Origin of the sequence: Lactobacillus sp. RTP31084st1_F9_RTP31084_210423 (genome assembly GCF_040919545.1) — a bacterium.
Taxonomy (GTDB): Bacteria; Bacillota; Bacilli; order Lactobacillales; family Lactobacillaceae; genus Lactobacillus; species Lactobacillus paragasseri.
On the sequence record NZ_JBCOVH010000002.1, the window covers coordinates 389,728 to 402,065 of the forward strand.

At 36.1% G+C, this 12,338-nt stretch carries 9 protein-coding genes; all 9 read left to right on the forward strand.

Annotation, left to right across the window (positions count from 1 at the left end; genetic code table 11):
• On the forward strand, positions 1-888 hold an 888-nt coding region (locus tag AB5359_RS07245; RefSeq protein ID WP_368287202.1), incomplete at its 5' end, for a Rib/alpha-like domain-containing protein.
• 254 nt (positions 889-1,142) lie between these two features.
• Entirely contained in the window at positions 1,143-2,906 is a 1,764-nt protein-coding gene (locus AB5359_RS07250; RefSeq protein WP_048685490.1) for an ABC transporter ATP-binding protein, read from the forward strand.
• Positions 2,907-3,046: 140 nt separating this feature from the next.
• The gene (gene mutS, locus AB5359_RS07255; protein WP_077410156.1) at positions 3,047-5,620 is read left to right on the forward strand and encodes a DNA mismatch repair protein MutS; all 2,574 of its coding nucleotides are present in this window, start codon (positions 3,047-3,049) and stop codon (positions 5,618-5,620) included.
• A gap of 5 nt (positions 5,621-5,625) precedes the next feature.
• Entirely contained in the window at positions 5,626-7,518 is a 1,893-nt protein-coding gene (mutL, locus tag AB5359_RS07260; RefSeq protein WP_048685485.1) for a DNA mismatch repair endonuclease MutL, read from the forward strand.
• A 5-nt stretch (positions 7,519-7,523) separates the two neighbouring features.
• Positions 7,524-8,102 (forward strand): Holliday junction branch migration protein RuvA, encoded by a 579-nt coding sequence (gene ruvA / locus AB5359_RS07265; RefSeq protein ID WP_003649357.1) that lies wholly within the window; start codon positions 7,524-7,526, stop codon positions 8,100-8,102.
• A gap of 27 nt (positions 8,103-8,129) precedes the next feature.
• Positions 8,130-9,149, forward strand: a complete 1,020-nt coding sequence (gene ruvB / locus AB5359_RS07270; RefSeq protein ID WP_003649356.1) for a Holliday junction branch migration DNA helicase RuvB — start codon at positions 8,130-8,132, stop codon at positions 9,147-9,149.
• A gap of 60 nt (positions 9,150-9,209) precedes the next feature.
• Positions 9,210-9,662, forward strand: a complete 453-nt coding sequence (gene yajC, locus AB5359_RS07275) for a preprotein translocase subunit YajC (protein ID WP_003649355.1) — start codon at positions 9,210-9,212, stop codon at positions 9,660-9,662.
• Between the two features lie 106 nt (positions 9,663-9,768).
• The gene (zwf, locus tag AB5359_RS07280; RefSeq protein ID WP_048685482.1) at positions 9,769-11,217 is read left to right on the forward strand and encodes a glucose-6-phosphate dehydrogenase; all 1,449 of its coding nucleotides are present in this window, start codon (positions 9,769-9,771) and stop codon (positions 11,215-11,217) included.
• Positions 11,217-12,338 carry a DNA polymerase IV gene (dinB, locus tag AB5359_RS07285; RefSeq protein ID WP_048685481.1) on the forward strand — a complete coding sequence of 374 codons (1,122 nt, stop codon included), beginning with the start codon at positions 11,217-11,219 and terminating at the stop codon, positions 12,336-12,338. Before zwf ends, dinB begins: the two co-directional genes overlap by 1 nt.

The window sequence follows — 12,338 nt, forward strand, 5'->3', positions numbered from 1 at the left end:
AAGACGCCAGACACAAGCGTCGCAGGAGATGTCCCAGCAACAGTAGTTGTTCACTACCCAGATGGTTCTAATAAGCCAGTTGATATTACTGTCCATGTTGTAGATGACACTCCAGTAGTACCAACCAAGAACCCAGATCCAGTTGGTCAAGATATCACAGTAAAGAAGGGCGATACTCCAGATCCAGAAGATGGGGTTAAGAACCACGGTGATTTAGATAAGATCACAGATCCAAAGCACCCAGGCACTAAGACAACCTACACCTGGAAGAAGACTCCAGATACAAGCGTAGCAGGCGATGTCCCAGCAACAGTAGTTGTTCACTACCCAGATGGTTCTGAAAAGACAGTTGATATCACAGTTCATGTTGTTGACAACACCCCAGTAGTACCAACAAAGAATCCAGAACCAACCGGTCAAGACATTCACACTCCACAAGGTAAGGTTCCAACTCCTGAATCAGCTATTACTAACAAGGATAAGATGCCAGATGGAACTAAATACACTTGGAAAGAAATCCCAGATGTTAATACTTTAGGTAAACATCCTAGTGTAGTTGTTGTAACTTACCCAGATGGAACTGCTGTTGAAGTGAAAGTTAATGTCTTTGTTGACGGCACTCCAGAAGCAAAGAAAGAAACTAAAGCTCCAGTAGTTAAGAAACAAGTTGTTGAACCAACAAAAGTTGAAACAAGACAAAAGTTGGTTAATAATTACGTGGCTCCTCGTGCAGTAGAAGTTCAAAGAGCTCAAGCTAAAGGTAAGCGTCAATTACCACAAACTGGTGCTAAAGAAAATATTGCAAGTGAAGTACTAGGCATGCTTTCAGTAGGCTTAGGTGCATTGACTGCAGGATTTGCTTCAAAGCGTCGTAAGAAGAATAGATAGTTTTTAGGATAACTAATTAAAAACACTCCATGATTTTTCAGAAATCACGGGGTGTTTTTGCGTAGAAAAAACATAAAATTTTAATTTTAAAATAATTTTGCATGATATAATTTAATAAAAATATTATCTTAGGAGGATGAAAAAATGATCATGGTAGTAACAAACGCTCATCAAAATGTACAAATCACTAGATAATAGATGAGCGGAACTTAATTAAATTTCATTTTGTTAAATCCGTTCATCGAGGAGGCAAAATGAAACATTTACATAAATTAAACCAATATTTCAAAGAATTAATTCAAACTTATCGTCTGTTCTTCAAATCAGCTCCTTTAGTTGCCACGTGTGTCTTATTACTTGCGCCACTTCAAGCTGTAATTCCTCTACTTGCCGTGTCAGCAGGGCAAAAGGTAATTGATCAAGTTACTAATCATTCACCTTTTATGGAAATGATCATTGTTTGGATTGTAGCTACGGCATTTCAACAATTTTTACCATCGCTTTCGACAATGGTTCAAGGAGTTCTAACTGATAAATTAACAGGTTTTATCAATATTAGCTTGATGAAAAAATCAGCAGACTTACAATCAATCAGTATTTTTGATGACAGCAAATATTTTGATGATTTACAAATGCTCAGAGATGATGCAAGCTGGCGTCCAGTTAATTTAATTGTTTTTGGTGTATCGGTTTTGCAATCATTTCTAACGTTAGCTTTTATGCTAATCTATCTAGCACGATACAATTGGTGGCTAGCTTTGCTTTTGTTAATTGTAATGGTGCCACAGAGTATTTCTTACTACCGTATTCAGCAGCAGTCATTTGAAACAATGGTTGAAAGAAGTAAGAACGCTAGGTATTTGCACTACTATAGTGGACTATTGCTTGATCGTAGGGATGCTAAAGAAGTTAGACTTTTCAATATGTTTCCAAAGATCATCGAAAAGTATATAAGCTTATTTGAACAAACTAAAAAAGATGTTAATCAAATTCGTAAAAAGCAACTTGCGACTAGTTCACTGTTTGTTGTATTAACTGTTGGAGTATTCGGCTATGGCTTTTATTGGTTCACTAATTCAGTAAGAATAGGTGCATTAGAAGTTGGCGTCTTATTGATGTTTGTTTCAGTGATTGGCTATATTTCTACTAGCATGGCTCGAGTAGTGGAAGACAGTAGCTTGTTATACGATTCATTATTATGGATTGAAAAATACTTCAATTTTCTTGAGTATCAAGATAACTTTGAAAACGGTACGAAAAATTTTCCCGATGATTTCGAGAATCTTAGCGTTAAGAATTTATCCTTCACTTATCCATTTTCTAATGCTGAGATTTTGCACAATGTTAGTTTTTCAGTAAAAAGTGGAGAAAAGATTGCAATTGTTGGAGAAAATGGGTCAGGAAAGTCTACTTTGGTAAAATTATTAATGCGTTTTTATGACCCGACTAATGGAAAAATTTCTGTTGATAATTATGATTTAAAAGACTTTAATATCTTCGACTTGCATAAAAATTTGTCAGCTACTTTTCAGGATTTTTCTCGCTTTAAATTAACTCTTAAAGAAAACGTGATTACTGGATATTCATTCAATAAAGATAGGGTAAATAATGTTCTTAAAGCATCTGGATTGGGTGATTTGTTAGCTAATGACCATCTTAATCTGAATACGATGCTGGCTAAAGATTTCAAAAATGGAACTGATTTGTCAGGTGGTCAATGGCAAAAAGTAGCTTTGGCACGAGACTTATATGCTGATGGTAAGATTGAATTTTTAGATGAACCAACGGCAGCTTTAGACGCTAAGAGCGAAGCAGAAATTTATCAACGTTTCTTGAAGGAAAATGATAAGAAGACAATTTTCTTTGTTACTCACCGCTTGTCAGCAGTTAGATTTGCTGATAAAGTGCTATTTTTAGATGGTGGAAAAATTAGCGGGTTTGACACGCATACTAATTTGTTGCAAACTAATCCAAAATATAAAGAAATGTATGACTTACAGAAAGATGCATATCTGTAAAGTTAAATTTTAAATAAGTAATAAAATTCTTCATGCAAGTAGGCATGGAGAATTTTTGCGTTTTAACAGTTAAGATTTTTTATCAGTTTTTACGTTATAATAGAACATAGGTTTTTGGAAGAAAGGATATTTGGTAACGAATGGCAAAAAAAGATACGACACCAATGATGAAGCAATACTACGAGATTAAGGAACAATATCCCGATGCGTTTTTGTTTTATCGTGTGGGCGATTTCTATGAATTATTTGAAGATGATGCAGTTAAGGGTGCACAAATTCTAGAATTAACGTTAACTCATCGTTCAAATAAAACTAAAAATCCAATTCCAATGGCAGGAGTTCCTCACCTAGCTGTGGATACTTACGTCAATACTTTGGTGGAAAAAGGATATAAGGTTGCACTTTGTGAACAACTTGAAGATCCAAAGAAAGCTAAAGGAATGGTCAAACGTGGGATTATTCAGTTAATTACGCCAGGAACCATGATGCAGGAGCGTCCTGACCAAGCAAAAGATAGTAACTACTTAACCTCAGTTATTTCAACAAATTCTGGCTTTGGCCTAGCTTACAGTGACTTATCCACTGGGGAAACTTTTTCCACACACTTAACTGATTTTGAAGGTGTCGCAAATGAATTATTATCCCTTCAAACAAGAGAAGTTGTGTATAACGGGCATTTAACAGAAGCAAACAAAGACTTTTTGAAGAAAGCTAATATTACTATTTCTGAACCAGTTAAAGTAGAAAGTGAACATGCAGAAATTTCTTATGTAGCCCAAAACTTAACTGACGATGCAGAAATTAAGGCCACTAAGCAACTAGTAGCTTACTTACTGTCAACGCAAAAGCGTAGTTTAGCCCACTTACAAGTTGCTCAAAGCTATGAACCGACGCAATATTTGCAGATGTCTCATACTGTGCAAACAAACTTAGAATTAATCAAGTCAGCTAAGACTTCTAAGAAGATGGGATCTTTATTCTGGCTCTTAGATAAGACAAGTACGGCAATGGGCGGCAGATTGTTAAAATCATGGATTGAGCGTCCGCTTTTATCAGTTACTGAAATTAACCGACGTCAAGAAATGGTTCAAGCACTTCTTGATGATTACTTCACCCGTGAAAAAGTTATTGACAGTTTAAAGGGTGTATATGACCTAGAAAGACTGACTGGTCGAATTGCTTTTGGTTCAGTCAATGCACGTGAAATGCTACAATTAGCGCATTCTTTAGGTGCAATTCCTGATATTTTGAATTCTTTGCTTGAAACGAATAATCCACATCTGCAAAACTTTGCTAAGCAAATTGATCCTTTAAAGGGAATCCATGATTTGATTGTTAATACTATTGTGGATAATCCCCCACTTTTAACGACAGAGGGTGGTTTGATTAGAGAAGGAGTTTCAGACCAATTAGACCGCTACCGGGACGCGATGAATAATGGAAAAAAATGGCTATCTGAAATGGAAAGTCACGAGCGTGAAGTGACTGGAATTAACAACTTAAAGGTTGGCTATAACAAGGTCTTTGGTTACTATATTGAAGTTACGAATTCAAATAAAGATAAAGTGCCCACTGATCGCTACACTAGAAAGCAAACATTAACTAATGCAGAGCGTTATATCACGCCTGAACTAAAGGAACATGAATCATTAATTCTAGAAGCAGAAGCTAAGTCAACTGGCTTAGAGTATGACCTGTTTGTAAAGCTAAGAGAGGATGTTAAAAAGTATATTCCAGCTTTACAAAAATTAGCTAAACAAGTTGCAAGCTTAGATGTTTTGATAGATTTTGCGACAGTTAGTGAACAAAATAATTATGTTCGTCCAGACTTTACAGTTGATAAGCAAGAAATTAACGTAGTTAATGGTCGCCACCCAGTTGTTGAACAAGTTATGACTGCTGGTAGTTATATTCCAAATGACGTGAAGATGGATCAAGATACTGATATTTTCTTAATTACTGGACCAAATATGTCTGGTAAGTCTACTTATATGCGTCAAATGGCCTTGATTGCAATCATGGCGCAGATTGGTTGTTTTGTCCCAGCAGATAGCGCAACTCTACCAATTTTTGATCGAATCTTTACTCGAATCGGAGCAGCAGATGATTTGATTTCTGGTCAGAGTACTTTTATGGTAGAAATGAGTGAAGCTAATGATGCTTTGCAACATGCGACAAAACGTTCTTTAATTTTATTTGATGAAATTGGACGAGGCACTGCTACTTATGATGGGATGGCTTTGGCTGGAGCAATTGTGAAGTATCTTCATGATAAGGTCGGAGCAAAGACGCTCTTTGCGACTCACTACCATGAATTAACTGATTTAGACCAAACACTAAAACATTTAAAGAACATTCACGTTGGTGCGACCGAAGAAAATGGCAAGTTGATTTTCTTACATAAAATTTTGCCAGGACCAGCTGATCAATCTTATGGTATTCATGTTGCTCAATTGGCAGGCTTACCACGTAAAGTTTTAAGAGAAGCAACTACGATGCTGAAGAGATTAGAGCAGCAGGGAGCAGGAGAGTTACAGCCGGCTAGTGAGCAACTTGATCTCTTTACCGCTGAAGAAGCAAGTGAACCGGCAATTTCAGATGATGAAAAAGATGTCTTGGATGATATTCAAAATGTGTATCTTGCTGACAAAACTCCTTTGCAGGTCATGGAACTTGTATCTCAGTGGCAGCAAGAGTTGAAAGATAAGGACTAATAATCATGAGTAAGATTCATGAACTTTCACCTGAATTAACTAATCAAATTGCGGCTGGTGAAGTTATTGAACGACCAGCTAGTGTTGTTAAAGAATTGTGTGAAAACTCCCTTGATGCTGGTAGCAGCCGTATTAGAATTGACTTTATTGATGCGGGCTTAAAGCAAATTACGGTTCAAGACAATGGAAGCGGAATTGCAAAAGATCAGCTTGACTTAGCTTTTACTCGTCATGCAACAAGTAAAATTGCAACTGAGCGAGATTTATTTAACATTTCTACTTTAGGATTTCGCGGAGAGGCCTTGGCCTCAATTGCCGCGGTTTCTCATGTTGAAGTAATAACCAGTAGCGATAATTTAGGCGGTGTTCGTGCAATTTTTGTAGGCAGCGAAAAAAAACTACAAGAAGATGCAGCTTCACCAAAGGGAACCAAGATTTCAGTTAGTGATTTATTTTTTAACACGCCAGCTCGGCTTAAGTATTTACGCTCTGAAAGAACGGAAATTCTAAAGATTGTTGATATTGTCAACCGACTTGCTTTAGGACATCCTGATGTTGCTTTTACTCTCACTAATAACGGTAAGATCTTACTAAAAACCAATGGACGTAATGATTTAAGACAAGATATTGCGAATATCTATGGCCGTCAGCTTGCAGAAAAGATGGAGGTCCTTAAGGGCACTAGTCCTGATTTTAAGATTACTGGCTTACTTTCTGATCCTAATACAACTCGTTCAAATCGAAACTTTATTTCTTTATTATTAAATGGCCGCTATATAAAAAATTATCGTCTGACTCAGGCAATTATAGCTGGTTATGGCAGTAAGTTAAGGCCGCGCCGTTATCCAATTGCTGTTGTCAACATTGAACTTGATCCACTTTTAGTTGATGTTAACGTCCATCCAACTAAACAAGAGGTGCGCTTGTCAAAGGAGCAGGAATTAGAACGTTTATTAACGACAAGTATTTCAGAAGCCTTAGATCAGACCAGTCAGATCAATTCAGGTTTGAATAATCTATTAACTCCTAAAAAGTCGACAAATATTGACCAATTAAAATTTAACTTAAATAAAGATGTGGTTGATACTGTTCGTCCAGTTGAGTTTACTCCGCAGATGGAAGCTGATAAAAGTGCCGAAGTTCATGAAACAGCAGCGAGTTTTGTCAGTTTAGATAAGGTTCGCAATGACGATAAATATGTGATTACTGCAAGCTGGGATGAAAATGTGGATAAACAGGTGCGGCTAAGTCCATTTGATGAAGAAAAAGATATTCAAGGAAAAGATGATAGTCTTATTTCTTCAGGGGATGAAATTTTAGCTAACAATTTACCCGAATTAATTTATTTAGGTCAGACTAAGTCATATTTAGTTGCGCGCCATAATGAAGACTTATACTTAATTGATCAAATAGCAGCTTATCGGCGTTTAGCCTATGATCAAATTTTTCATGATTTAAATAGTGAAAATATTTCTCAGCAGGGTTTACTTAGTCCTTTGATTTTAGATTTTAGTAATGTTGACTATTTGAAACTAAAAGAAAATCTTAATAATCTACAAGAATTAGGGATATTTTTAGAGGATTTTGGTCAAAATAGCCTGATCTTAAGAACTTATCCGATCTGGCTCCAACCTGATGTAGAAAAAAATGTGCGCATGATTTTAGATTTATATTTAAATCAAAATGAACAAGATTTTACCAAGCTTAAAGCACAAATTGCTGGCGAAATAACAATGCGCCAAAGTACTAGAAGAAGAAATTTAAATCCAGTTGAAGCACAAGAACTATTGAAAGACTTGAGAAATAGTAGTGATCCTTATCAAGATTTTGAAGGAAAAATCATTATTATTCAATTAAGTGAGAATGATCTCAATAAGATGTTTAAAAAAGATGAGTAGGTAAAATGTTTGAATATCTCAAAGGAATAGTAGCAAAAATTGATCCAGCTTATGTAGTATTAGATGTAAATGGCATTGGGTATAAGATTCTTTGTCCCACTCCTTATAGCTATCAAGAGAATCAGCCAGCAACTATTTATGTTGAACAAGTTGTTAGAGATACAGGAATTACCTTGTATGGCTTTTTATCTTTAGAAGACAAAGAATTATTTTTAAAATTATTAAGCGTTTCAGGAATTGGACCAAAATCGGCCGTAGCGATTATGGCAGCTGAGGATACGGATTCGTTAGCCAGTGCAATTCAAAATGGAGAGGTAAAATACTTAACTCGTTTTCCAGGAGTCGGAAAGAAGACTGCTTCTCAGATTGTCTTAGACTTAAAAGGAAAGTTAGGCGACTATGTGAAGAAATCAACAGTTGCTGCCGATCTTTCGCCGAGCCTGCAAGACGCTGTGCTTGCCTTGGTAGCACTTGGTTATACTCAAAAGGAAGTTGATCGAATTACTCCAAAATTAGCCAAGTTACCTGAAAATACTGCCGATGGCTATATTAAAGAAGCGTTGGCTTTACTACTTAAGAAGTAAAAGTAAAAATTAGTTAAGGATAAGGAAGTGAAAGATGTGAATGATGAAGAACGAATTATAGGCGCTGAAAGTAGCGAAGAAGATGAAACGATCGAATTGTCTTTGCGTCCGCAACTACTTGCTCAATATATTGGACAAGATAAAGTAAAGAGCGAGATGAAAATCTATATTAAAGCTGCTAAAAAGCGAGACGAAGCCTTAGACCATGTTTTGTTATACGGACCTCCTGGTTTAGGTAAAACTACTTTGGCATTTGTAATTGCTAATGAAATGGGTGTTCACTTAAAGAGTACCTCGGGCCCAGCAATTGAAAAAGCGGGAGATTTGGTGGCTCTGCTTTCAGAATTAAATCCAGGGGATGTCTTATTTATTGATGAGATTCACCGCTTAGCAAAGCCAGTCGAAGAAGTCTTATATTCAGCAATGGAAGATTTTTATATTGATATTGTGGTCGGAGAAGGGCAAACAACTCATGCAGTGCACGTGCCACTTCCTCCTTTTACTTTGATTGGAGCAACTACCAGGGCTGGTCAATTATCTGCGCCGCTAAGAGATCGGTTTGGAATTATTGAACACATGCAGTACTATTCTGTTGATGATCTAGAAAAAATTATTCAAAGATCAAGCGTAGTTTTTAACACTAAGATTGATCCAGAAGCAGCAATTGAATTAGCGCGACGTTCTCGTGGAACGCCACGTGTTGCTAACCGTTTACTTAAGCGGGTTCGCGATTTTGCGGAAGTAAAGGGAGAAGAAGCTATTTCTTTAGCAACTACTAAGCACTCACTTCATTTGCTAGAAGTTGACGATGAAGGATTAGATCAAACTGACAGAAAACTTTTAAGAATGATGATTGAAAATTATGGTGGCGGTCCTGTTGGAATTAAAACCATTGCAGCTAATGTTGGTGAAGACACAGATACAATTGAAGAAGTTTATGAACCATATTTACTTCAAAAAGGATTCATTACTCGAACTCCTCGGGGAAGAAGCGTTACGCAAAAAGCTTATTTACAATTAGGATATCCACCAAAAAAAGCAGAGTAAGTTTTTAGTTAGACTAAAAATACGGTATAATTATTATTTGAAAGTTAATTAATAAAAATAATGAGGTGTAATACTTTGAATACATTTTTCTTAGCACAAAGTGCTGCTGGTATGAATAACATGTTCATGATTATTGCAATGATTGCAATTTTTGTCTTCTTCTACTTTTCAATGATTAAGCCACAAAAGAAGCAACAACAAGAACGGATGAAGATGATGTCTGAACTTAAGAAGGGCGATCAAGTAATTATGGTTGATGGTCTTCACGGTAAAGTTGATTCAATCAATGACGCAGATAAGACTGTTGTGATTGATGCCGATGGAATCTTCTTAACATTTGAAAGAATGGCTATTCGTCGCGTTCTTCCAACTGCTGCCGCTCCAGCAAAAGATGTTGAAGCTAATGAAGCAAAAGAAGAAAAGGTTGAAACAGAAGAAAAGCCTACTGAAAGTAGTAAAACAGAAGAAACAACTTCTAATAAAGCTGATAATACTAATTCTGAAGATAAATAAAAAACGTCCGCAAGGACGTTTTTATTTTTTCATTGTCATAGATTAATATTGTAAAATATGAATTGGTAAAGTAAATTTTAATAAGTTTAATAGGTAGGTAGTTAGAATGGAAAATATTCCAGTTGTCATGATTATTTTTGGTGGCTCGGGTGATTTAGCTCATAGAAAGCTTTATCCAGCCTTATTTAACTTATATCAGAAGGGATTAATTCATGATCATTTTGCCGTAATTGGTACAGCTAGAAGACCATGGAGTCATGAATACTTACAAGAACAAGTTGTTGCAGCAATCAAAGAAAGCAACAATAGCTTTGATGAGAAAGATGCAAAAGAATTTGCTTCGCATTTTTATTACCAGTCACATGATGTAACTGATGTTGATCACTACATTGCTCTTAAAGAATTAGCTACAAAGCTTGATAAGAAATATCATGCAGAAGGCAACCGTATTTTCTACATGGCAATGGCACCAAGATTTTTTGGCACAATTGCAACTCATATTAATGATCAAAAGCTAGTTGGTAGTGGTTTTAACCGCTTGGTAATTGAAAAGCCGTTTGGTCATGACCTAGCTTCTGCTGAAAAATTAAATCAAGAAATTGGAGAAAGTTTTGCTGAAGATTCGGTATATCGAATTGACCACTATCTCGGTAAAGAGATGGTTCAAAATATTATGCCGCTTAGAATGACTAATCCAATTGTTAATAATATTTGGTGCAAGAAGTACATTGCTAATATGCAAGTCACTCTTGCTGAAAGCTTAGGCGTTGGTACTCGTGGTGGATATTATGAAACTTCTGGTGCTTTACGCGATATGGTTCAAAACCATATTTTTCAAATTATTACTCTCTTAGCAATGCCAGAACCTAAAGCCTTAGATTCAGATCATATTCATGAAGCAAAGCAAGAACTACTTGATAGCTTGGTTATTCCAACTCCAGAAATGGTAAAGAAGCATTTCTCACGTGGTCAATATTTAGCAAGCGACGATGAAGTAGAGTACTTAAAGGCTGACCAAGTTGCTCCTGATTCTAAAGTAGAGACATTTGTTGCTGGTGAAGTTAACTTCAAAAAGGGTCCTGTAGCTGGTGTTCCAATCTACTTTAGAACTGGTAAGAAGATGAAGGATAAAGTTTCTAGAATTGATATTGTGCTCCACCACATGAATAATTTGTACGGCAATGCACATTCAAATAATATTTCAATTATTATTGATCCAAGAAGCGAGATTTTCTTTACAATTAACGGAAAGAAGATTACTACTGAGGGCTTAAGAAGAGAAAATCTTAGCTATAAGTTTTCTAAAGAAGAAATGGATCAAGTTCCAGATGGCTATGAAAGATTACTTCATGATGTCTTTGTAGCTGATCGTACTAACTTTACGCACTGGTCTGAATTAAAGCAATACTGGAAGTTTGTTGATGCAGTTGAAGCTGCATGGCAAAAGGAAAACAAAGATATTAAGCAACTTGAGCAATATCCAAGTGGTGAATTTGGTACTGAATCAAGTAACCATATTTTTGAAAAAGATACTGAGCACTGGATTTACCGTTAATGGACTTACTGCCTAAAAATAATATTAAGCGTAAAATTATTCATCTGGATATGGATGCTTTTTATGCCTCAGTAGAGATTCGCGACAATCCTGCTTTAAGAAATAAAGCTGTTTTAATTGGCGGCGATCCTAAAAAAAATAGGGGACACGGGGTTGTGGCAACTGCTAATTATTTGGCCCGTCAATATGGTGCGCATTCAGCCATGCCAACTGCTAAGGCAGTTAGGTTAATTCCAGCAGAAAAACTTGTAATTATTCAACCACATTTTGAAAAGTATCGAGCTGTTTCAGCTGAAATTCACCGTTTAATGCATGAGATGACTGATCGAGTAGAATCAGTTGCTTTAGATGAAGCATACTTAGATGTAACGGAGAATAAGCTTCACTTAGATGATCCTGTTCGAATTGCAACTATCCTTCAAGAGCAAATTTACCAAAAGGTTGGATTGACAAGTTCATTTGGCGTTTCTTACAACAAGTTTTTAGCTAAAATGGGGTCGGAATATGCTAAACCCTTTGGTAGAACTGTAATTAAGCCTGAAACTGCACTTGATTTTTTAGCAAAGCAAAAAATCGAAAAGTTTCCCGGCATTGGACCTAAAACGCAAGAAAGATTAGCAGAGATGGGAGTCTACACCGGAGCTGACCTAATAAAAATTCCAACAGATGTGTTGATCAAAAAATTTAATCGTATGGGCTATTTGATTGCCCAACATGCACATGGTATTGACTTGAGAGAGGTAGTTACTGATTCAGAAAGAAATCGAAAGTCGATTGGGATTGAGCGAACTTTTAATCAGAGTTTATTTGATGAAAATGAAGCTTTAACTAAACTGCGAGCTTATAGCGGTGAACTTGAAAATAAGTTAAAAAAGCGACATTTTCTTGCAAATTGTGTTGTTTTAAAGATTCGCGATGTTAATTTTAAGACAATTACTAAAAGAAAGAAGCTAAAACAAGGCACTAATGATAAAATTGTTATTTACGACACTGGTCGTGTCTTGTTTGAAACAGAAAAAGGGATGCTCGCAACTGGAGTACGTCTGTTAGGACTTACTGTAACCGATTTTGAAGAACATCCAGTTGAGAACTTATCGTTAGATATTTTTGAAAACAAGTAA